23 protein-coding genes are annotated in these 21,828 nt (G+C 66.1%); 13 read left to right on the top strand and 10 right to left on the bottom strand.

Annotated features, from left to right (window positions below):
- The first annotated feature begins 194 nt into the window (after positions 1 to 194).
- The 7 genes from ISM_RS00870 to ISM_RS00840 are packed head-to-tail and all read left to right on the top strand — an operon-like array spanning position 195 to position 6,621.
- Entirely contained in the window at positions 195 to 1,070 is an 876-nt protein-coding gene (locus ISM_RS00870) for an SPOR domain-containing protein (RefSeq protein ID WP_009812202.1), read from the top strand.
- Positions 1,071 to 1,098: 28 nt separating this feature from the next.
- Positions 1,099 to 2,310 carry a D-alanyl-D-alanine carboxypeptidase family protein gene (locus ISM_RS00865; RefSeq protein WP_009812201.1) on the top strand — a complete coding sequence of 404 codons (1,212 nt, stop codon included), beginning with the start codon at positions 1,099 to 1,101 and terminating at the stop codon, positions 2,308 to 2,310.
- A complete protein-coding gene (gene tmk, locus ISM_RS00860; RefSeq protein ID WP_009812200.1) occupies positions 2,307 to 2,939 on the top strand; it encodes a dTMP kinase in 633 nt (210 codons plus the stop codon). Before ISM_RS00865 ends, tmk begins: the two co-directional genes overlap by 4 nt.
- Positions 2,936 to 4,051, top strand: a complete 1,116-nt coding sequence (locus ISM_RS00855) for a DNA polymerase III subunit delta' (RefSeq protein WP_009812199.1) — start codon at positions 2,936 to 2,938, stop codon at positions 4,049 to 4,051. The genes tmk and ISM_RS00855 overlap by 4 nt, the downstream gene beginning before the upstream one ends.
- 27 nt (positions 4,052 to 4,078) lie before the next feature.
- On the top strand, positions 4,079 to 4,882 hold the full coding sequence (locus ISM_RS00850; RefSeq protein ID WP_009812198.1) for a TatD family hydrolase: 804 nt from the start codon (positions 4,079 to 4,081) through the stop codon (positions 4,880 to 4,882).
- Positions 4,879 to 5,688, top strand: coding sequence for an MBL fold metallo-hydrolase (locus ISM_RS00845; protein ID WP_009812197.1), 810 nt, complete (start codon positions 4,879 to 4,881; stop codon positions 5,686 to 5,688). Before ISM_RS00850 ends, ISM_RS00845 begins: the two co-directional genes overlap by 4 nt.
- 3 nt (positions 5,689 to 5,691) lie before the next feature.
- Complete coding sequence (locus ISM_RS00840) at positions 5,692 to 6,621, top strand: AEC family transporter (protein WP_009812196.1); 930 nt, start codon at positions 5,692 to 5,694, stop codon at positions 6,619 to 6,621.
- A gap of 159 nt (positions 6,622 to 6,780) precedes the next feature.
- Here ISM_RS00840 and ISM_RS00835 read toward each other — a convergent pair whose 3' ends face one another.
- From ISM_RS00835 to irrA, 9 genes are all read right to left on the bottom strand, one after another.
- Positions 6,781 to 8,010, bottom strand: a complete 1,230-nt coding sequence (locus tag ISM_RS00835; RefSeq protein ID WP_040617742.1) for a mandelate racemase/muconate lactonizing enzyme family protein — start codon at positions 8,008 to 8,010, stop codon at positions 6,781 to 6,783.
- Positions 8,011 to 8,077: 67 nt separating this feature from the next.
- On the bottom strand, positions 8,078 to 9,163 hold the full coding sequence (locus tag ISM_RS00830; protein WP_009812194.1) for a Zn-dependent alcohol dehydrogenase: 1,086 nt from the start codon (positions 9,161 to 9,163) through the stop codon (positions 8,078 to 8,080).
- Between the two features lie 60 nt (positions 9,164 to 9,223).
- Positions 9,224 to 10,024, bottom strand: a complete 801-nt coding sequence (locus ISM_RS00825) for an alpha/beta fold hydrolase (RefSeq protein WP_009812193.1) — start codon at positions 10,022 to 10,024, stop codon at positions 9,224 to 9,226.
- Positions 10,021 to 11,226, bottom strand: coding sequence for an endonuclease/exonuclease/phosphatase family protein (locus tag ISM_RS00820; RefSeq protein WP_009812192.1), 1,206 nt, complete (start codon positions 11,224 to 11,226; stop codon positions 10,021 to 10,023). Before ISM_RS00820 ends, ISM_RS00825 begins: the two co-directional genes overlap by 4 nt.
- A gap of 14 nt (positions 11,227 to 11,240) precedes the next feature.
- Entirely contained in the window at positions 11,241 to 12,221 is a 981-nt protein-coding gene (locus ISM_RS00815) for a threonine ammonia-lyase (protein ID WP_009812191.1), read from the bottom strand.
- Entirely contained in the window at positions 12,218 to 13,051 is an 834-nt protein-coding gene (locus ISM_RS00810; RefSeq protein ID WP_009812190.1) for an alpha/beta fold hydrolase, read from the bottom strand. Before ISM_RS00810 ends, ISM_RS00815 begins: the two co-directional genes overlap by 4 nt.
- Complete coding sequence (locus tag ISM_RS00805; protein WP_009812189.1) at positions 13,051 to 13,737, bottom strand: haloacid dehalogenase type II; 687 nt, start codon at positions 13,735 to 13,737, stop codon at positions 13,051 to 13,053. Before ISM_RS00805 ends, ISM_RS00810 begins: the two co-directional genes overlap by 1 nt.
- Before the next feature lie 118 nt (positions 13,738 to 13,855).
- A complete protein-coding gene (locus ISM_RS00800) occupies positions 13,856 to 14,845 on the bottom strand; it encodes an NADPH:quinone reductase (protein WP_009812188.1) in 990 nt (329 codons plus the stop codon).
- A 56-nt stretch (positions 14,846 to 14,901) separates the two neighbouring features.
- Entirely contained in the window at positions 14,902 to 15,321 is a 420-nt protein-coding gene (irrA, locus tag ISM_RS00795; RefSeq protein ID WP_009812187.1) for an iron response transcriptional regulator IrrA, read from the bottom strand.
- Positions 15,322 to 15,480: 159 nt separating this feature from the next.
- Here irrA and fabA point away from each other — a divergent pair, with 159 nt between their 5' ends.
- The 3 genes from fabA to ISM_RS00780 are packed head-to-tail and all read left to right on the top strand — an operon-like array spanning position 15,481 to position 18,044.
- Complete coding sequence (gene fabA, locus ISM_RS00790) at positions 15,481 to 15,990, top strand: bifunctional 3-hydroxydecanoyl-ACP dehydratase/trans-2-decenoyl-ACP isomerase (RefSeq protein WP_009812186.1); 510 nt, start codon at positions 15,481 to 15,483, stop codon at positions 15,988 to 15,990.
- 26 nt (positions 15,991 to 16,016) lie between these two features.
- Complete coding sequence (gene fabB, locus ISM_RS00785) at positions 16,017 to 17,246, top strand: beta-ketoacyl-ACP synthase I (RefSeq protein ID WP_009812185.1); 1,230 nt, start codon at positions 16,017 to 16,019, stop codon at positions 17,244 to 17,246.
- A gap of 18 nt (positions 17,247 to 17,264) precedes the next feature.
- Positions 17,265 to 18,044 carry an enoyl-ACP reductase FabI gene (locus ISM_RS00780; RefSeq protein WP_009812184.1) on the top strand — a complete coding sequence of 260 codons (780 nt, stop codon included), beginning with the start codon at positions 17,265 to 17,267 and terminating at the stop codon, positions 18,042 to 18,044.
- Between the two features lie 295 nt (positions 18,045 to 18,339).
- On the opposite strand, the gene ISM_RS00775 is transcribed toward ISM_RS00780, so the two are convergent.
- Positions 18,340 to 19,209: a glycosyltransferase family 2 protein gene (locus ISM_RS00775; RefSeq protein ID WP_009812183.1), complete on the bottom strand. Its 870-nt coding sequence runs from the start codon at positions 19,207 to 19,209 to the stop codon at positions 18,340 to 18,342.
- A 108-nt stretch (positions 19,210 to 19,317) separates the two neighbouring features.
- On the opposite strand from ISM_RS00775, the gene miaB reads away from it, so the two are divergent.
- From miaB to ISM_RS00760, 3 genes are all read left to right on the top strand, one after another.
- Entirely contained in the window at positions 19,318 to 20,640 is a 1,323-nt protein-coding gene (miaB, locus tag ISM_RS00770) for a tRNA (N6-isopentenyl adenosine(37)-C2)-methylthiotransferase MiaB (protein WP_009812182.1), read from the top strand.
- A gap of 345 nt (positions 20,641 to 20,985) precedes the next feature.
- A complete protein-coding gene (locus ISM_RS00765; protein WP_246557921.1) occupies positions 20,986 to 21,483 on the top strand; it encodes an OmpA family protein in 498 nt (165 codons plus the stop codon).
- A 12-nt stretch (positions 21,484 to 21,495) separates the two neighbouring features.
- Complete coding sequence (locus ISM_RS00760) at positions 21,496 to 21,792, top strand: hypothetical protein (protein WP_009812180.1); 297 nt, start codon at positions 21,496 to 21,498, stop codon at positions 21,790 to 21,792.
- Positions 21,793 to 21,828: the final 36 nt, after the last annotated feature.

Here is a 21,828-nt window from a genome sequence, read left to right as displayed (position 1 = left end):
TCCATGCGAGGGGCGTTTCGCTACATTGCCCCTGCGTGGCAATGACCGCGCCTGTAACGATTGAACCCGGGGCACAGCCGGGCCGCAACAGTGAGCATGAGGGATGGCGGCGCCGAGCGGCGCTGCAAACAGGCAAGGGTCGGTGAGGCATGAGTATTTATAGCAAGACAAACGCGCGTCGGGCTTCTGCCTTGATGCTGACAAGCGTCGCGGCACTTGCGCTGGCGGGCTGTCAGGGCCTGGGCGAAAACAGCCCGTTCAAAAAACGCCCCGACGCCGCCGCCGAGAGCGGCGCGGCGAGCACCTCTTCGGTGCGGCTGGTCGAGCGCGATGTCGAGGCGCCCGAGGTATTTCAAGTCACCGATGAGGGGCTCTGGGACGGGCGGCCGTCGCTCGGCGGGGTCTGGGTGGCGCATCCCGACGTGAAAGAGCCCGAGCGGGTGATCATCCGCCATGCGGGCAATGGAAAATTCGTCATCGGCGCGCTGTTCCGCCGCGAACGGGCCAATCCCGGGCCGCGGCTGCAGGTGTCCTCGGACGCCGCCGCCGCGCTTGGCATGCTGGCCGGATCGCCGCAAAAGCTCAACGTGACGGCGCTGCGCCGCGAGGCCGCGCCCGAGGCCGGGGCCGCAGCCGATCCCGCCGCCGCCGGGCTCGCCGCCGACACGGTCGAGACCACGGCGCTCGATCCCATCGCCGGGGCCGCCGCCGCCATCGACAAGGCCGAGGCCGCGGCAGGCGACAGCGCCATCACCCCGGCCGCTGCGCCTGCACCGAAACCGGTGGCCGCGCCGGCCCCCGCCGCCGCGCCGAAACCGGCCTCGGGCGGCTCGAAGCTGAGCAAGCCCTATCTGCAGATCGGCATCTTTAGCGTCGAGGACAACGCCAACAACACCGCCACCGCGATGCGGCAGGCGGGGATGGTGCCAACGGTTCTCGAACAGAGTTCCAAGGGCAAGACCTTCTGGCGCGTCATCGTCGGCCCGGCGAGCACCGAGAGCGAGCGCGCCGCTTTGCTGAAGAAAATCCAGGGCATCGGGTTTGACGATGCCTATGCCGTGAGTAACTGAGACACCAACCCCGGACGGACCTGTTGATATGACCCTATTGCCCCGCATCGCCCTTTCGCTCTTGTTGGCGCTTGGCCTGGCTCTGGGACTGACCCAGGCCGCCCGCGCCTTTGATACCCGGGCCACCGCGGCCTATGTGGTGGATGTGGGGACGGGCACGGTGCTCTTGGCGAAAAACGCCGATCAGCCGCTGCCGCCGGCCTCCATGTCGAAGCTGATGACGCTCTATGTGACCTTCGAGGCCATTCGCGACGGCCGCCTGTCGATGACCGAGACGCTGCCGGTGTCGGCCCATGCGGCGCGCTATGGTGGCTCGACCCTCTTCTTGCAGGCGGGCGAGCGGGTGTCGGTCGAAGATCTTCTGCGCGGCATCATTGTGCTCTCGGGCAATGACGCCTGTGTGGTGCTGGCGGAATCGCTGAGCCCCGATGGCACCGAGGCCGGGTTTGCCCGCTTCATGACGCGCCGGGCGCAGAATATGGGCATGACCAATTCCGCCTTTACCAATTCCAACGGCTGGCCCGCGCCGGGCCACCGGATGAGCATGCGCGATCTCGGCCTTCTGGCCCGCAAGCTCATCGAGGATTTCCCCGAATTCTACCCGATGTTCGCCGAGGAGGAATTCCTCTTTGACGAAAAGGAAAGCCAGAACCGCTATAACCGCAACCCGCTGTTGGGGCTGGGGATCGGCGCCGATGGGCTCAAGACCGGGCATACCGCCGAGGCGGGCTATGGGCTGGTGGGCTCGGCGGTGCAGAACGGCCGTCGGGTGATCTTTGTCATCTCCGGTCTGGCCAGCGCCGAGGCGCGCGCCGAAGAGGCCGAGGCCATCGTCAACTGGGCCTTCCGCCAGTTCGCCGAACAGCAGGTGGTGCGCGGCGGGGTCGAGCTGGCCCGGGCCAAGGTCTGGATGGGCGATGCGACGACCGTGGGGCTCGAGGCCGCCGAGGATGTGCGCACGCTGATGCCCGCCATGTCGGCCGGGCCGCTCAAGGCCGAGGTGGTCTATACCGGCCCGATCGAGGCACCGGTCAAGCAAGGCGATAAGCTGGCCGAGCTGGTCTTTGCCCCCGAAGGCCTGCCCGAGACCCGCATCCCTCTGGTGGCTTCGGCCTCGGTGGCGCGCGGCGGGTTTTCGGCGCGGCTGCAGACGGTGACCGGGCTGTTGCTCGGGCGGCTGCAAAAGGGTCCGGCCCCCGAGGCCGCCCCGGCGGACCCGGCGGCGGAGGGCGCGTCTTGAGCGCCGGACGCGCCGGGGTATTCATCAGTTTCGAAGGCATCGACGGCTCCGGCAAATCGACCCAGGTGCGCCGTCTGGCCGACCATCTGCAGGCGCGCGGCTTGCGCGTGCGGCTCACCCGCGAGCCGGGCGGCTCGCCGGGGGCCGAGGACATCCGCAAGCTGGTGCTCGAAGGGGCCGGGGACCGCTGGTCGCCCGAGACCGAGATCCTGCTCTTCACCGCCGCGCGCCGCGACCATATGGAACGGGTGATCCTGCCCGCGCTGGCGGCGGGCGAGGTGGTGATCTGTGACCGTTTTGCCGACAGCACCCGCATGTACCAAGGCCTCGCCAGTGCCGAGATGCGGGCGCTGGTGGATCAGCTCCACGACCTGATGATCGGACGCGAGCCGGACCTGACGCTCCTCATCGACATGGACCCGGAGGTAGGCCTCGCCCGTGCGCTGGCGCGGCAGGGCGGCGAAGAGCGCTTTGAGGGGCGCGGCATCGAGTGGCAGCGCCGGATGCGCGCCGGCTTCCTCGATCTGGCCGAGGCGCATCCTGACCGCATCCGCGTGGTCGATGGCGCGGGCGAAATCGACGCGGTGGCAGGTCAGATCGCCACGCTCACCGATGCGGCCCTGACATGAGCGACGATGCCCCCCAGCCCGACCGCGTCGAAGGCGCGCCGCACCCCCGCGAAACCGCGCGGCTGATCGGCCAAGACGCGGCCCAGCGGGCCTTTCTCGACGCCTTCACCTCGGGACGGCTGCACCATGGCTGGCTCATCACCGGGCCGCGCGGCGTCGGCAAGGCGACGCTCGCCTGGCAGATCGCCCGCTTCCTGCTGGCCACCCCGGCGCCGGGCGCGGATGACGGGCTTTTCGGGGCACCGCCACCGCCCGAGAGCCTCGCCATTCCCCCCGATCACCCTGTCGCCACGCGGCTTCTCGCCGGGTCCGAGCCGGGGTTTTACCACATCACCCGCCGCGTCAATCCCGACACTGGCCGTCTGCGCCCGATGATCGTCGCCGAGGATGTGCGCGAGCTAAACCGCTTTCTCCAGCTCTCGGCCACCGAGGGCGGGGCGCGGGTCGTGCTCATCGACAGCGCCGATGAGATGAACGTGCAGGCGGCCAACGCGCTGCTCAAGATGCTCGAAGAGCCGCCCGCCCGCACCACCATCCTGATGGTGAGCCATCAGCCCGCGCGCCTCCTGCCGACCATCCGCTCGCGCTGCCGCGAGCTGCGGCTCGGCGCGCTCTCGCCCGAAGATATGGCCGAGGCGCTGACCCAGGCCGGGGCCGAAACCGACCGCCCCGAGGCGCTGGCGGCGCTGGCCGCCGGGTCGGTGGGCGAGGCGCTGCGGCTCGGCAATCTCGGCGGGCTTGACATCTATGCCGAACTCATCGGCATCCTTGGCAGCCTGCCACGGCTCGACCGGCCGCGCGCCCTGCGCCTCGCCGAGGCCGCCGCCCAGCGCGGCGCCGAAGAGCGGCTCGACCTGTTGATCACGCTCTTTGACACGGCGCTGTCGCGGCTGGCACGGACCGGGGCCATGGGTCAGGCGCTCTTGCCCGAGGCGGCCCCCGACGAGGCCGCGACCTTTCTGCGCCTCGCCCCCCATGCCGCCGCCGCCCGCGCCTGGGCCAGCTGTGCGCAAGAGATCGGCGCCCGGGCCCGCCATGGCCGCGCGGTGAACCTTGACCCTGCCGCCTTGGTGCTGGATACGGTGTTTAAACTGCAAGACACCGCTGCCTGATGAGGGCGGCGGCAAGCCGAGGCCGCGATGACCCAGATCCAGATCACCGACAGCCATTGTCACCTTGATTTCCCCGAACTTTCCGACGAGCTCGACGAAGTGCTGGCCCGCGCCGCGCGGGCCGGTGTGACGCGGATGGTGACGATCTGCACGCGGCTGTGCAACGAACCCGCGGTGCGCGCCCTGGCCGAGGCCCATGCGCCGGTCTTCTACGCTGCGGGCACCCATCCGATGTCCGTCGCGGACGAACCGATGGCGACGCTGGACGAGCTGCTCAGCTTGGCCAAACACCCGAAATTCGTCGGCATCGGCGAGACCGGGCTCGACTATCACTACACCTCCGAGAGCGCCGAGGCCCAACAAGAGAGCCTGCGCACCCATATCGCCGCCGCGCGCGAGACCGGGCTGCCGCTCATCATCCATTCCCGCGACGCGGACGAGGACATGGCCCGCATCCTGCGCGAGGAACATGCCAATGGCGCCTATTCCTGCGTGATGCATTGCTTTTCCTCCGGGGCCGATCTCGCCCGGGCGGCGCTCGATCTTGGGTTTTACCTGTCGATGTCGGGCATCGCCGCTTTCCCACGCAGCCAGGAGCTGCGCGATATTTTCGCCGCCGCCCCGGTCGACCGCATCCTTCTGGAAACCGACGCGCCCTATCTCGCGCCGCCGCCCCATCGCGGCAAACGGAACGAGCCCGCCTATACCGTGCACACCGGCCAAAAAGGCGCCGAGGTCTTTGGCCTCGACTGGGCCGAATTCGCGGCGCAGACTCAGGCCAATTTTGACCGGCTCTTCGCCAAGGCCGCAGCCTATCAGGCCGCCGCATGAGCGGGCAGGGTGGCACACAGCGCTTTACCATCCTGGGCAGCGGCTCGTCCGGCGGCGTGCCGCGTCTCGGCGGGCTCTGGGGCGATTGCGACCCGGAAAACCCGCGCAACCACCGCCGCCGCTGTTCTCTGCTGATCGAACAGGAGGGGCCGGAGGGCATGACCCGGGTGCTGGTCGACACCTCGCCCGATCTGCGCTCACAGCTTCTCGATGCCGGGGTCGGCCATCTTGATGCGGTGGTCTATACCCATTCCCATGCCGATCATGTGCACGGGCTCGACGATCTGCGCATGGTGGTGTTCAACCGGGGCGCGCGGCTCGATGTCTGGGCCGATGGCGACACGCAAAACGCGCTCTTGGCGCGCTTTGGCTATGCCTTCGTGCAGCCCAAGGGCTCGCCCTATCCGCCGATCCTCAACCTCTGCGCCATCGACGGCGATATCGCGGTGGACGGGGCCGGGGGCACGATCACGCTCACGCCCTTCGAGGTCGCCCATGGCGGCATCGACGCGCTGGGCTTTCGCATCGGGGCGCTGGCCTATCTGCCCGATGTCTCGGAGATCCCCGAAGAGGCCTGGCCGCTGCTCGAGGGGCTCGATGTCTGGATCCTCGACGCGCTGCGCCGCACGCCGCATCCGACCCATGCCCATCTCGCCCGCTCGCTCGAGTGGATGCACCGGGCGCGGCCCAAACAGGGCGTGCTCACCAATATGCATGTGGATATGGATTACGCGACGCTCTGCGACGAGCTGCCCGATTGGATCAGACCGGCCTATGACGGCATGGTGCTGACACAGAAGGTTTAGGGCATGCAGGCACTTCTCGACGTTATCCTGCCGATCTTCGTGGTCATCGGCTTTGGCTATCTCGCGGTCTGGCGCGGCTGGGTCGCGGCGGTCAATGTCGAAGGGCTGATGCGCTTTGCCCAGGGTTTTGCCATTCCCTGCCTGCTCTTCGTGGCCATCGCGCGGCTCGACCTCTCGGCCGGGTTCGAATGGCGGCTGATGACGAGCTTTTACACCGGGGCGGTCGTCGCCTTTGTGGTCGGCCTGCTGATCACCTGGAAAGTCTTTGGCCGCGATATCGAGGACGCGGTGGCGGTGGGGTTCTGCTGTCTCTTTTCCAACTCGGTGCTGCTCGGCCTGCCGATCACCGAACGCGCCTATGGCATGGACGCGCTCACCGCCAATTATGCGATCATCGCGCTGCATTCGCCCTTTTGCTACGGCGTCGGCATCACCGTGATGGAGATGGTCCGCGCCCGTGGCACCCCGGTGGGGCAGGTGGTGAAACGGGTGTTCAAGGCGATGTTCTCCAATTCGATGATCATCGGCATCGGGCTTGGCCTGGTGGTCAATCTCACCGGTCTGCCCTTGCCCGGCCCGCTCTGGGAGGGGCTCGAACTGATCGGGCGCGCAGCCCTTCCGGCAGCGCTTTTCGGGCTGGGCGGCGTGCTGGTGCAATACCGCCCCGAAGGCGATCTGCGGCTCATCGCCTGCGTCATCGTGCTGACGCTGGGGCTGCATCCGGCGATCACCTATGGGCTGACCCAAACCCTCAGCCTGCCGACCGAGGCCACCCGCTCGGCGGTGATCACCGCCTCGGTGGCGCCGGGGATCAACGCCTATCTCTTCGCCAATATGTATGACCGGGCGAAACGCGTGGTGGCGTCGAGCGTGCTCTTGGCCACCGGGCTCACGGTGCTGACCGCCTGGCTCTGGCTCGGACTGCTGCCCTGACGGCTTGGCGCACCCCCTGAGCGGACCGCGCCGCGCCTGGCTCTTTCTGGTTTCAAATACCCAGAATCCGACAGCTGTCAGGGATCGCCCGCCTTGGTCAGAGGGGCGATCCGGGCCACAGTCGCGTTGCCGACGCAATACCGACGTGTCACCGACAGGTCATTTTTCGGTGGCAGCGCCGCCTTGGAAGGCATTGCCGCGCTCGTAGTCGCAGGGCGCTTCTTGCATCTCCAGATGCAGCCCAGAGCCCTTGTAGGGATGCGCCCGGGCGAGCTCTTCATCGACCTCGATGCCCAGTCCCGGCGCTTCGGGCGGCAGGATGTAGCCGCCGTCCATCTGCAGGCTTCCCTTGATCAGATCGCGGTGGAAATCCGTCTCAATTGTCTCTGCAATCAAGAGGTTAGGGATCGATGTTGCGAGGTGGATATTGGCCGCCCATTCGATCGGCCCGGCATAGAGATGCGGTGCCATCTGGGCGTTATAGACCTCGGCCATGGCGGCGATTTTCTTGACCTCCCAGATGCCCCCGGCGCGGCCCAGCGCCGGCTGCAGGATCGCGGCCGCCCCGGCGCGCAGCACGGGGGCAAATTCCGCCTTGGTGCAGAGCCGCTCGCCCGTCGCCACCGGCACCCCCACCGCCCGCGCCACTTCGGCCATTTGAGCCACATTATCTGGCGGAATGGGCTCTTCATACCACAAGGGCTGGTAGGGCGCGATGGCCTGGCCGAGCCGGATTGCACCGGCGGTGGTGAACTGCCCATGGGTGCCAAAGAGCAGGTCGGCGCGGTCGCCCACCGCCTCGCGGATGGCCTTGCAGAAGGCGACCGACAGGCTGATGTCGCGCATCCCCGGCATATGCCCGCCGCGCAGCGTATAGGGGCCCGCGGGGTCGAACTTCACCGCCGTATATCCCTTATCTATCATAGCCTTGGCGCTCTCGGCGGCCATCTCGGGCGAGGTCCAGAAGCTGGCGATGTCGTGCTGGGGTTGGGGGTAGAGATAGGTGTAGGCGCGGACGCGGTCGTTCATGCGGCCGCCGAGCAGGGCCCAGACGGGGCGGTTGCGGGCTTTGCCGAGGATGTCCCAGCAGGCGATCTCGAGGCCGGAGAAGGCGCCGATCACCGTCAGGTCGGGTCGTTGGGTGAAGCCCGCGCTATAGGCGCGGCGGAACATCAGCTCGATATTCTCGGGGTTCTCACCCTCCATATGCCTTTGAAATACATCGGTAATCACCGCGCGCATCGCCTCTGGCCCAACAGAGGCGGCATAGCATTCGCCCCAGCCGGTGATGCCACAGGCGGTGGTCAGCTTGACCAGTATCCAGTAGCGCCCGCCCCAGCCCGGCGCGGGCGGGGCGGTGATGATGATGTCGAGGTCCTGGAGCTTCATGACGTCGGTTTTCCTGTGATTCATGGGTCGGTATTGCGTCGGTATCGCGACGGCAAAGCGACTGTGGCTATTTCAGCATGATGACATTGCGTTTGGCACTGCCCGAGCGGGTGTCGGCGATGGCCTCGTTGATCTCGTCGAGCCGCCAGCGGCGCGAAATCAACTCGTCGAGCTTGAGCCGCCCCTGACCATAGAGGTCGATCATCCACGGGATGTCGCGGCGGATCACCACATCGCCCATCTTGGAGCCGATCATCGACTGGCCGACGGCGGCGAAATTCACCGGCTCATAGCTCGACACGGCGCCCGAGGCGGGCATGCCGACCATCACGATCTTGCCGCCCGGCGCGAGATAGCGCGGCGCGCTATCATAGGCGGGGATCGCCCCCACGGTTACGAGCACCGCGTCCGCGCCCCGGCCCAGCGCCGTTTTGGCGGCGCGCCAGGGTTTCGGGTCGCTGGCGAGCACGGTGTCGGTCGCGCCAAACTCGCGGGCAACCTCGAGCTTGTCGGCGTTGAGATCGACCGCCACGACGCGGCGGGCCCCTGCGATGCGGGCGCCCTGGATCGCGTTGAGCCCGACACCGCCCGCGCCGATCACCACCGCGTCCTGACCGGGGCGCAGATGGGCCGCGTTGACCACCGCGCCGATGCCGGTGATGACGCCACAGGCGATGAGCGCGGCGCTGTCCATCGGCACGCTTTCGGGCAGTTTCACCACTTGGCTGTGATGCACGGTGACCTTTTCGGCAAAGGCCCCGCAGGCCATGGCCTGATGCAGCTTGCTGCCATCGGGCATGCTCAGCGGGCCCGCGTCGCCATCATAGGGGGTTTCGCATTGGGTGGGCGTGCCGGTGGCGCAGGTGCCGCATTGGCCGCAGGCGCGGATCAGCGTGACCACCACCGGATCGCCGGGGGCCAGCCCGGTGACATGATCGCCCACCGCCGTAATGCGGCCTGCCGCCTCATGGCCATAGACCGCTGGCAGCGAGCCGCCCCAGATGCCGTCGGCATAGGAAATGTCGGAATGGCAGATGGCGACGGCGTCGAGATCGACCATGACCTCGCCCGCGGCCGGGCCGCGCAGATGCACGGTTTCGATACGAAGCTCTTCGCCAAAGGCGTGGCAGACGGCGGCTTGGATCTCGGGCATGGCACCCCCCTGTTTTGGGTCAGCCTGCGCTTATTCGCGGGGGGCATTCAAGGGTGAATTTCAATGTCTGTGCTGGGACGTGGGGGCAGGGTGGCCGATGCCGTCAAAAAAGGCAGCCAGCCGCGCGCCGAGGGTCTCGGGCGCGTCGAGCATCGGCAGGTGACCGGCGCGGCGGAGGATCTCGAATTTCGCGCCGGGGATGAGCCCCACGGTTTCCCGGGTGAGGTCCGGCGGGCAGAACCGGTCGTCGATCCCGGCCAGTCCGAGACAGGCGAGGCGCAGCCCGCTGGTGGGGGTGTAGAAATCCGTGCCGGCGATGGCCTCGCAAGTGGCGGCGACGCCCTCGGGCGATTGCCGGGCGAGCAGGGCGGCGGGATCAGCCGCCTGAGCTTCGGGGTTGCGGGCCTGCCAGAGCGGCAGCATCTCCTCGGCAAAGGCACCCATGCCAGAGGCGCGGATGCGGGTGGCGCGGTCCTGCCACGGGGCGGCCTGGCCAAGCCGCGCGGCGGAATTGATCAGCACCAGCCCGCGCACCAGATCGAGCCGTTTGACCGCGAGCCCTTGGGCGATCATGCCGCCGAGGCCACAGCCGACAAGAAGCGTGTCGCGCAGGCCCAAGCCGTCGAGCAGCCGTTCCACATCGCCCACCAGCGCCCCCATCCGGTAGGGGCCGGGCGGGCAGGGCGAGGCGCCATGGCCGCGCAGATCGACGCTCAGATAGCGCAGGGTGCCGGGCAGATGCGGCAAGAGCGGCTGCCAGAGCGCGGCATCGGTGCCGAGCGTGCCCAAAAGCACCACGGCGGGCGCGCCCTCGGGTCCCATCAGGTCATGGGCCAATGCGATGTCTTGCGCGCCGGTCATTTGCGCAGGGTGATATGGGCCATGATCTGCCCATGGTCGGAGGCGAGTTTATTATACGGGGCCTCGGGGTGGCTGCCATCGGTGATGTGGTCGTTGAAGACGCTGTAATAGGTCATTTCGCCGATGCGGCCCTCGTGATCCGGGTCGAAATGGCGCGACAGGAAGATCTGATCGATGCTCTCATAGACCCCGCCAAAGGCCGTGGTATAGACCATGTCGCGCAGGGATTTGCGCACGAAGAGCTTTTCCGCCGAGCGCAGGCGCAGGCGCTGCACATCCTCGGAAATCTGGCGGTGCTCTTCCTCGCTGTAGCGGTCGTTGCGGTCCTTGGCGTCGTGGCGCAGCATCCAGGCATAGTTGCGAAACGGCGCCTCGCCGGTGATGATTTCGGTGGAGACGGCGTTTTCGCCATCGTTGAAATCGCCGAGCACCATGACCGGATGACCGGCCTCGATCTCGCGCACGATTTCGGCCCGCAGCACCCAGGCCTCGGCCATGCGGCGCAGGGCGGCGCGGAGGCTGCCCAAGGCGCGCCCGACGGGGTCGTAATTCGTGAGGTCCTCTTCGGGGGCGTAATCCGCGCCTTCGGGGGTGAGATATTCGCCCAGTTTCGATTTGAGGTGGCAGTTGAAGACGGTGATGGTGCGGTCGCCCACCGGGATGCGGGCCTTGAGGATCGGGCGGCTCAGCCGGCGGATGCGGTAGAACCCGGCGTCGGTGTCGCCCTCGAGCCCGCGCAGCGCCTGAAAGGGGATCTCGATCGGGGTGGCGAGATCCTGGATCACCTCGGGCGTGCCGGCAAAGCCAAAGCGCGACAGGATGGCGAGGCCGGGGCGGCGTTTGCCCGCGACGCCGTCATCGGCGCTGTTGGCGGCAAAGGCCAGCTCGGCCCCGGTATAGGGATCGACCCGCAGCTTGCGAAAGATCACCTTGCGCCGATAGCTCTTGGTCCGGTCGGGGATGACCGCCTCGTTGAGCATCTCGGCGCGGGCGTCGGCCTCGCGCAGGACGGCGCGCAGGGCCTCTTCTTCGAAGATTTCCTGAAAGCCCACGATATCGGCATCCATGGTGACCAGCTGATCGGCCATCCAATCCTCTTTCCAGGCGTATTCCTCGGGGGTGTAGCTCTGAAACTCGTAATATTCCTTGTCCGGTCCGATGAGGTTCTTGACGTTGAAGGAGGCAATCGTAAAGCGGGTCATGGCGGTCTCCGGGGTCAGTCCTGGGCCAGGGTGGCGAGGGCGCGGTCAAAGACGGGGCGGTCGACATTGCCGCCCGAGATGACGGCGATGATTGTGTCGCCCCGGGTCTCGGCGCCTTGGAAGAGGGCGGCGGCGAGGGCCACGGCACCGCCCGGTTCGGCCACAAGTTTGAGCCGCTGCCAGGCGAGAGCCATGGCGCGCAGCGCGTCCTCGTCGCTCACCACCAGGCCGGGGCCGCAGAGACGGTGCATGATCGGGAAGGTGAGAGTGCCGGGCTGGGGCGTCAGGATAGCGTCGCAGAGCCCGCCCTCCATGCTGTTGTTGCGCTGGATCTCGCCGGCGCTGAGCGAGCGGGTCACGTCGTCAAAGCCTTGCGGTTCCACCGGGCGGGCGCGCAGGCCGGGGGCGTCGGCCTCGAGCGCCAGCGCGATGCCGGAGGTGAGCCCGCCACCGCCGCAGCAGACCAGCACATCGGCCTCGGTGATGCCAAGGGCGCTTGCGTCTTCGGCGATCTCGAGCCCGGTGGTGCCTTGGCCGGCGATCACCTGGGGTTCGTCAAAGGGTTTGATCAGGGTCAACCCGCGGTCGCGGGACAGTCGGTCGCCGATGGAGTCGCGGTCTTCGCGGGCGCGGTCATAGAGCACCACCTCGGCACCAAAGGCCCGGGTGTTGTCGATTTTGAGGCGCGGGGCGTCCTCGGGCATGATGATCACGGCGGGGGCGCCCATTTCGCGGGCGGCGAGCGCGATGCCCTGGGCGTGGTTGCCGCTCGAGAAGGCGATGACGCCCTTGGCGCGGGTCGCGTCGTCGAGCGCCGAGATGGCCGAGCGGGCGCCGCGATATTTGAAGCTGCCGGTCTGTTGCAGGCATTCGGGTTTGATCAGCACGCGGCGGCCGGCGATCTCGTCGAGGAAGGGCGAGGACAGGAGCGGGGTGCGGCGGGCGTGGCCGTTGATCCGTGTGGCGGCGGCGCGGATCATGTCGATGGACGTCATTGGAAGGTCTCCAGAAACTCTTGGATGGCGGTCAGGGAAGCGGGTTCGTCGAGAAAGGGCACATGGGCGCGGTCGGGGATGGTGACGGCGCGCAGGTGGGGCAGGCGGCGGGCCATTTCCTCCAGCGTGGCGGCGCTCAGCAGGTCGGAATTGGCGCCGCGCAGGGCGGTGACGGGAAGCGGGCCGATGGCCTCGAACAAAGGCCAGAGATCGGGGCTGGGGCCGCTCGCAGATTGGGCGATGACCGCATCGCGGAGCCGCGCGTCATAGCGCAGGCCAAGCCCGCCCTTGGGGGCTTCATACCACATGAGGTCAGCCTGACGCCGCCAGCGCGAGAGCGGCACGCCGGGAAAGCCGGGCTCCATCGCGGCTTTGAGCGCCTGAGCCGCCGCGTCGAGCGTGTCGAACTGGGGTCTGCGGCCGAGATAGTCCATGATCCGGCCCAGCCCCAGCCCGTCGATCTCGGGGCCGATGTCATTGAGGATGACGCCCGCCAGCCGGTCGTGATTTGTGAGCGCCAGCGTCATGGCGATGAGCCCGCCGCGCGAGGTGCCGAGGATCGCGGCGCGGCCGATCCCGAGGTGATCGAGAAGCGCGATGGCGTCCTCGGCCTCTTGCGGGATGGAATAGCGCATGAAATCATCGGCATAGTCCGACTGGCCCCGGCCTCGGTAATCCATGCGGATGACCCGGCAGCCCGCCAGATGCGGCAGCAGAAACTCGAAATCACCGGAATTGCGGGTGAGCCCCGCGAGGCAAAGGAGCGGCAGGCCGTCCCCCTCATCCTCGTAATGCAGCATCAGGCCATCGCGGGCGGCGAAACGCGGCATCAGCGCGCCGCCAGTTCGGGGATGCGGGTCAGGTCCGACAGGATGGTGCCGGGACGGGCCGGGAGCCGGTCGACCGGTTCGCCCGCGCGGTTGACCCAGACGGTGGTGAACCCATAGCCTGCGGCGCTGCCCGCGTCCCAGCCGTTGGACGAGACAAAGAGCACCTCGTCATCGGCGCAGTCAAAGCGCTGGCCCACCAGATCATAGACCACATGGGCCGGTTTGAAGATGCCGACGCTTTCGACCGAGAGCACATCGTCGAGCAGATCGCCGATGCCTGCGGATTTCACCGCGCCATTGAGCATGTCGGGCGAGCCGTTCGACAGGATCGCGGTGTTGAGCCCGGCCTCTTTCAGCGCGGCGAGCATGGCGGGCACTTCGGGGTAGGCCTCGAGCTCCCAATAGAGCTGCAGGAGGCGTTCGCGCAGATCGGCGTCGCCGTCGAGCTTGGCGGCCTCAAGCGCCCAGTCGAGCCCGTCTTGGGTCACCGCCCAGAAATCGGTGTGATCGCCGGTCACCGCGCGCAGCCAGGTGTATTGCAGCTGTTTCAGCCGCCAGTCGCGGGCAATCTGCGGCCACAGCGCGGCGAAGGCCTCGCGCCCCGGTTCCTGTGCCGCGATGCGGGCGGCGGCGGCCACGTCAAAGAGCGTGCCATAGGCGTCGAAAATGCAGGTTGTGATTGGCATGCTGTCCCCTCGATCTTTTGTGCGGTCTTCCGTGCGGTCTTTTGTGCGGTCTTGTCGCGGGCGAGACTGGCACGGATCGGGGGGAAGGGAAAGGCGCGGGGGAAGGGAATGGCGCGCCTTAACGCATGTCGAGAAGCACAGCGCCAGCGCGGCCCGGGGTCATCACCGCCTCATGCGCCTCGGCGGCGGCATCGGGCGGCAGGATGCGGTCGATCTCGGGGCGCAGCGCGCCTGCGGTCAGGGCCTTGTGGAGATGGGCGATGGCCGCCTCTCGCTGGGCCTCGGGGAGGATATAGACCAGCGCGATGTCGAGGGTCAGCGCCTTGAACAGATAGGGGCCGAAGGGCAGCGTGGGGGTCATGTCGCCGCCCGAGCCATAGGCGCAGATCGTGCCATTGGGGCGCATGACCTCGCCCAGAAGCGCGGCGTTTTGGCCAAATTCCACCTCGACCGCGCGGTCGATGCCCGCGCCATCACTGGCGGCGAGGATCTTGGCGGCCAGATCGGGGTCGCGGTAGTCAAAGACATGATCCGCCCCGGCGGCGCGCACCCGGTCATGGGCCGAGGCGCTGGCGGTGGCGATGACTTTGGCGCCGCCCCATTTCGCCAATTGCACCGCGTTATGGCCGACCGAGCCTGCGCCGCCGCTGATGAGCAGCGTCTGGCCGCTGACCGTGCCGCTGGCAAAGACCGTATGGGCGGCGGTGAGCCCCGGAATGCCGAGGGTTGCGCCTGTCTCAAGGCTGATGCCTTTGGGCAGGGGCACGGCCTGAGCGGCGGGCAGGGCGATGTAATCGGCCCCGGTGCCGAGGGCGCGCTGCCATTGGCCATTCCAGAGCCAGACCTCTTGGCCGACGCGGGACGGATCAACCCCGTCGCCCACCGCCTCGATCACGCCGGCGCCGTCGGAATGCGGCACGATCAGCGGGTGATCGGGCTTGGTCACGCCCGGACGGCTGCCAGCGCGGGCCTTGGCATCCGAGGGGTTCACGCCGGAAAAGGCCAGACGCACCAGAACCTCGCCCGCAGCGGGGCTGGGGCGGTCGATCTCGGCGAGGGAGAGGACATCGCTGGCAGGGCCAAAGCGGGAATAGGTCACGGCGCGCATGGCTGGGCTCCGGCAAATAAGGGTGGGCGAATAAGGGTGAGCGAATAGGGGCGAGCTTAGCTGCGTTTGCGCAGGCGGATCACCACATCGACCTTGGCGATCTCGGCGCCTTCGGGGGCGTCGGGCAGGCGGGTGATTTCGAGCTGATCGGCGGGGGCATCGGAGAGACGGTTTTCGTCTTCCCAGAAGAAATGCGGGTGATCATGGGTGTTGGTGTCGAAATAGCTCTTGGAGCCATCGACCGTCACCTCGTTCAGAAGCCCGACTTCGCAGAAGGCGCGCAGCGTGTTGTAGACCGTGGCCAGCGACACGCTGTCGCCGGTGTCGCGCACGGCGGCGAACAGGCTCTCTGCGGTGACATGGCGGTGTTGACCGTCGCCGATCAGCAGGGTCGCCAAGGCGACGCGCTGACGCGTGGGGCGCAACCCGGCTTGGGTCAGCCATTCGGTCCCTCTTTCGATCGCTTGCGGCGTCATATGCTGGCATCCTTTCAGATGAGCTAAATATAAAGGGGGATTACCGGGGATTTCAAACGGAAATCCGGCACCTCAGTCAATCGGACGCGCTTGCATGGTCGTTGCCGCCGATGTTAGAGGGACTTAAAGACCGGCACCAGAAATGAGAAGGATGCCTACATGGCCGATTACCCGAGCAGCTTCGATAAGGACGATCTGCTGAAATGTGCGCGTGGCGAGTTGTTTGGCCCGGGCAACGCACAGCTTCCCGAACCGCCGATGCTGATGATGGATCGGATCACCGATATCAGCGCCGACCGCGGTGACCATGGCAAGGGTCATGTTGTTGCCGAATTCGACATCACCCCGGACCTGTGGTTCTTTGACTGCCACTTCCCCGGCAACCCGATCATGCCCGGCTGTCTCGGCCTGGATGGGCTGTGGCAGCTCACCGGGTTCAACCTCGGCTGGCGCGGCTGGCAGGGGCGGGGCTATGCGCTCGGCGTCGGCGAGGTCAAGCTCACCGGGATGGTGCGGCCGGATCGCAAGATGCTCACCTATTACGTGGATTTCACCAAAGCCGTGCAAACCCGGCGTCTCACCATGGGGGTGGCCGATGGTCGGGTCGAGGCCGATGGCGAGGTGATCTATCAGGTCAAGGATATGAAGGTCGCTCTTTCCGAGAGCTAAACCATCACTGAAAAAAGGAGGCAGCCATGCGCCGCGTGGTCGTGACAGGGCTGGGGATCGTATCCTCGATCGGCAATAATGCCGAGGAGGTACTCGCCTCGCTCAAGGCGGGTCGATCGGGGATCACCGCCAATGAGGACATGAAGGAACACGGGTTCCGCAGCCAGGTGGCGGGGGCCGTCAATCTGGATGTGTCAGAACATGTGGACAAGCGCACGCTGCGGTTCATGGGGCCGGGGGCGGCCTATGCCCATATCGCGATGAGCCAGGCGATTGCCGATGCCGGGCTCGAGGAGAGCGATATCGTCAACCCGCGCACCGGGCTCATCGCCGGGTCGGGCGGGCCGTCGACCAGCGCCATGCTGGCGGCGCATCAGACCGTGCTCAAGACCGGGTCGACCAAGCGGATCGGGCCCTTTGCGGTGCCGAAAACCATGTGTTCGACGATCTCGGCCAACCTGTCGACGGCGTTCAAGATCAAGGGGATCAACTATTCGATCACCTCGGCCTGTTCGACGAGCCTGCATTGCATCGGCAATGCCGCCGAGCAGATCATGATGGGCAAGCAGGATGTGATGTTCGCGGGCGGCGGCGAAGAGCTCGACTGGACGCTGTCGTGCCTGTTTGACGCGATGGGTGCGATGTCGTCGAAATTCAACGACACGCCGGAACGTGCGAGCCGGGCCTTTGATGTGGATCGCGACGGGTTCGTGATCTCGGGCGGCGGCGGCATTCTGGTGCTCGAAGAGCTCGATCATGCGCGGGCGCGCGGGGCCAAGATCTATGCCGAGGTCACCGGCTTTGGCGCCACCTCGGACGGGGCCGACATGGTCGCGCCGTCGGGCGAGGGCGGCGAACGGGCCATGCGGCTGGCGCTCGACGGGCTGCCTGAGGGCAGAAAAGTGAGCTATATCAACGCACACGGCACGTCGACCCCGGTGGGTGACGTGGGCGAAGTGGAGGCGGTGCGCCGGGTCTTTGGCGAGGGGTCGACACCGCCGATTTCCTCGACCAAGTCGATGACCGGCCACAGTCAGGGTGCGACCGGCGCGCAGGAGGCGGTCTATTGCCTGCTGGCGCTCGAGCATGATTTCATCATCCCCTCGATCAATGTCGACACGCTCGACCCGGCCTTGAAGCCGGAAGAGATCGCGACGGCGCGGGTCGACAATGCCGGGCTCGACACGGTGATGACCAACAGTTTTGGCTTTGGCGGCACGAATGGCTCGATGCTGCTGAGCAAGTTTCAAGGGTAGGGTAAAGCAATGGGTGCAATGAAGGGCCAACGCGGCCTGATCATGGGGGTGGCGAATGACCGCTCCATCGCGTGGGGCATCGCCAAGGCCATGCATGAGGCCGGCGCCGAGCTCGCCTTTTCCTACCAGGGCGAAGCCTTTGGCAAGCGGCTCGAGCCGCTGGCGGAAAGCGTCGGATCGGATCTGCTGCTCGATGTGGATGTGACCGATGATGCCTCGCTCGACGCGGCATTCGAGGCGCTGCAGGCGCGCTGGGACAGCATTGACTTTGTCGTCCATGCCATTGCTTTCTCGGACAAATCCGAGTTGACGGGGCGGTTCCTCAACACCAGCCGCGCCAATTTCAAACATTCGATGGATATCTCGGCCTATAGCTTTATCGACGTGGCGCGGCGCGCCTATCCGTTGATGAAGGAGAAGGGCGGCAGCTTGATCACGCTCACCTATCAGGGGTCGAACCGGGTGGTGCCGAACTACAATGTGATGGGGGTCGCCAAGGCGGCGCTGGAGAGCGCCACGCGCTATCTCGCCAATGACCTCGGCCCCGATGGCATCCGCGTCAACGCGATCTCGCCCGGGCCGATGAAAACCCTTGCGGGCGCGGCAATCGGCGGCGCGCGGCGGACCTATAAGCATTGCGACCAGAACGCGCCGTTGCGGGCCAATGCCACGCTCGAGGCGGTGGGGGGGACTGCGGTCTATCTCGCCTCTGAGGCGGGGGCCTGCACCACCGGGGAGATCATCCGGGTCGATGGCGGGTTCCATGTGCTGGGCATGCCGCAGGCGGACAATCTCTGAGCCTCTGAGCGGCTCAGACTGTGACAGTTGAGACCGGCCGTGGGGGCGATCCCGCGGCCGGTTTTCTTTGTTAAGCTTTTGGGCCGCAGGGGCGGAGGGGGTGAAAATGGCGGGTCGGTGACGCGTCGGTATTACGACGGTATTGCGACTGTGGGGGTTTGGGGCCGGGTGTCGAGCCGGGGGTGTTAAGGATTGCGGTCTGGCCGGGGGCGCTGCCCCCGGACCCCCGGGATATTTTTTGGCCAGAAGAAGCGGGTGTGGGGAAGCGGCTGGGCGGAGTGTTGGGCGCGTTAGTTCAGAACCACTGGCCGGGTTCCATGAGGCCGAGGTCCAGGAGCTGGCGCGAGTGCCATTCGAAGGGCGTCGAATTGTGCCATTTGAAGGTCTGGATGTCGAAGGTCGAGCCGGGGTTCTGTTTCAGCGCCTTGGCGGTGCGGAAGGAGACGATGGCCGAGGTCAGATTGTTGTGCCAGGGGCAGGCGTAGGTGTTGTATTCCTCGTCCGAGAAGGTGTTGTCGGGGCGCAGGGTGAGGCCGTCCTTGGCGCGGAAGAGGGCGATGCGGTCGATCTTGCGCCGGGGCGCGGGGATATGTTCCTCGTAGCGCCAGCGCAGCCCGCCGTAGAAATCGAGCTGGCGGTCCTTGGGGTGGTTGTGATTGGCCGCATCGAGCCGGGCCAGCGCGTAATAGCCGGTGCGGTCGAGAAGCGCGGTTTCCAGCGAGACGGCATTGGGGAAGCGGTCGAGATCGTCGGCATAGAGGTCGACCACATAGCTCAGCATCGCGTCGCGGCGTTCTTCGGCATGGAAGGCCAGAAGCTCGGCCACGTTGCGGGTCTCGCAGAACGGGTAGAAGAGATATTCTGCGTTGAAGCAGTAATAGAGCCATTGGCCGGCGGCCAGCGGGATGATCTTGTTGATCGCGGCCACGTAATCATCGCCACGGGTGCGGTCGAAGGAGATGCGGTGCACCTCTTCGGCGACGTCGGGCGCGAGCGGAAAGGGATCGGGGGCGAAGACCAGCACCGATTTGAAGCCCGCGTCGAGATGGTGGCGCAGGGTGCTGTCGATCTCGGTGTCGTCTTCGAGAAAAACGAGCGCGATCGGCCCTTTCGCCAGCAGGTCGCGGCCATTTGTGAGGAAATCGTCAAACTGGGAGAACTGCATATCGGGCCTCGGGCGTTTTCGTCAAAGACTGGGGGAAATGCCCTTGCATTGCAAGTGCTCCGGCATCTGATATAGCAAGCGCCCAAAGCGCGATCCGGGAGAGACAGCATGTCCGATGCCAAGAAACTCTATATCAAGACCTATGGCTGTCAGATGAATGTCTATGACAGCGAGCGCATGGCGGAGGCGCTGGGCGGGCAGGGCTATGTCGAGACCCAGAGCCCGGAAGAGGCGGATATGATTCTGCTCAACACCTGCCATATCCGCGAGAAAGCGGCGGAAAAGGTCTATTCCGAGCTGGGCCGGATGCGCGGTCTCAAGGAGGCCAAGCCCGATCTCAAGATCGGCGTGGCGGGCTGTGTCGCGCAGGCCGAGGGCGAAGAGATCATGCGGCGGCAGCCGCTTGTCGATCTGGTGGTCGGCCCGTCGAGCTATCACCGGCTGCCGGAGATGGAAGAGAAGACGCGGCAGGGCCAGAAGGCGCTGGTCACCGATTTTCCCGAAGAGGACAAGTTTGCCCGGCTCAAGGGGCGGCCCAAGGCGCAGCGGGGGCCGAGCGCCTTTCTCAGCGTGCAGGAGGGCTGTGACAAGTTCTGTGCCTTCTGCGTGGTGCCCTATACGCGGGGCGCGGAATATAGCCGCCCGGTCAAGGCGGTTCTCGACGAGGCGCGGGATCTGATCGAGCGGGGCGTGCGCGAGATCACTTTGCTGGGGCAGAATGTGAACGCCTATCACGGCGAGGGGCCGGATGGGGCGGAATGGGGGCTGGCGCGGCTGATCTGGGAGCTGGACAAGCTCGACGGGTTGCAGCGCATCCGGTTCACCACCAGCCATCCGAATGACATGGATGCGGCGCTCATCGAGGCGCTGGGGAGCTGTGCCAAGCTGATGCCCTATCTGCATCTGCCGGTGCAATCGGGGTCGGACCGGATCCTCAAGCGGATGAACCGCAGCCATACGGCCGAGAGCTATCTGCGGCTGATGGAGGAGATCCGCGCGGCGCGGCCCGATATCGTGCTGTCCGGCGATTTCATCGTCGGCTTTCCGGAAGAGACCGAAGAGGATTTTCAGGCGACGCTCGACCTCGTGGAAGCGGTGAAATACGGCTATGCCTATTCGTTCAAATATTCGACCCGGCCCGGCACCCCGGCGGCAGAGCGGGCGCAGGTCGAAGAGGCGGTCAAGACCGAGCGGCTCGGGCGGCTGCAGGATCTGATCACCCGGCATCAGCGCGAAATCCAGGACGGTATGGTCGGGCGCGAGATGAGTGTGTTGTTCGAAAAGCCGGGGCGGTTCGAGGGCCAGATGGTCGGCAAGTCGGATTACCTGCATGCGGTTCATGTCAAGGATGCGCTGGTTGCGGTGGGCGATCTGCGCCGAGTGCGGATCGTCGAGAGCATGACCAACTCGTTGGCAGGCGAACTGATCTGAGGTCTCATCAAGGCCTGTGACGCGGTGGACGGGGCGCGGGCAAAGGTTAACATGCGCGGGTCTGAAACAATTGATCGGGACGCAGCATATTGTTGCTGAAACGCGCGAGGGTAGCATCCTTTGATTGTATGCGCTTTGGCCTGCCCGTTTTAGGCTTCACAAGTTAAGGAAAGCTGGTAAGGTCGCAAGATAATATAGTCTGGCGGCAAACTGGGTGTGTGAAACATTGATCTGTGTGGCCGCCTTGGGGGAACAGATAGAAGGATAGAGGCTGTGACGGAGAGATTTTCTACGTCCGCGCGACGCATCATTGGTGGCTTTGCGGCCATGGCTCTTGGGGTCACGATGCTTGTCGCAGGTACACCGATTGAGGCGCAGAGCCGCAAGAACGACTATACACCGACAATCTGGGTTGATCCGGACGGGTGCGAGCATTGGGTCATGGACGATGGCTGGGAAGGCTATATGTCGCCCCATACCAACCGTCAGGGCATTCCGGTCTGCCGCCGGGGCAATGTCTGTGGCGTGATGAACTCCGACCAGCTCTTTGCCACCGACAGCGCCAATATCAGCCCGTCGGGCCGGGCGCGGCTGCAGCAGTTTTTCCGCGACGCCAATGCGGTGTCCTATATCATCACGGGCCACACCGACAGCCGGGCCTCGGATGCCTATAACATGAACCTGTCGCTGCGCCGGGCCAATTCGGTGGCGCGGGTGGCGGTCCAGACCGGCGCGCGTATCGCCGATGTCCGGGGCTATGGCGAACGGATGCCCAAGGCATCGAACGCAACGGCGGCGGGCATGCAGGCCAACCGGCGCGTTGAAATCATCTGCATCCGCTAAGGGGACGAGATCATGAAACTGACCAAAATCACGCTCGCCCTGACCGCGGCAATCGCGCTTGGCGCCTGCGACGACAAGCAGAACAAGACCGTCGACCGCGGCTTTGACAGCAAGCACCTGAGCCAGCTCAAGGCCGGGATCTGGGTCGATCCCAATGGCTGTGACCACTGGATCATCGACGACGGCATCGAAGGCTATCTGTCGCAGCGTCTCGACAAATATGGCAAGCCGGTCTGTTCCGGCGTGGCGCCGCCGAATACCGCGGTGGGCCCCTATAACAAGGGCAGCTCGGTTCCCGATCCGATCTGATGTCGGGCGACAGCCAGCACAACCAAAGGCCGCGTC

The sequence above is a fragment of the Roseovarius nubinhibens ISM genome, assembly GCF_000152625.1.
GTDB classification, from domain to species: Bacteria; Pseudomonadota; Alphaproteobacteria; order Rhodobacterales; family Rhodobacteraceae; genus Roseovarius; species Roseovarius nubinhibens.
The sequence above is the reverse complement of the archived record's forward strand: the minus strand, read 5'-3'. Positions and strand labels throughout refer to the sequence as shown.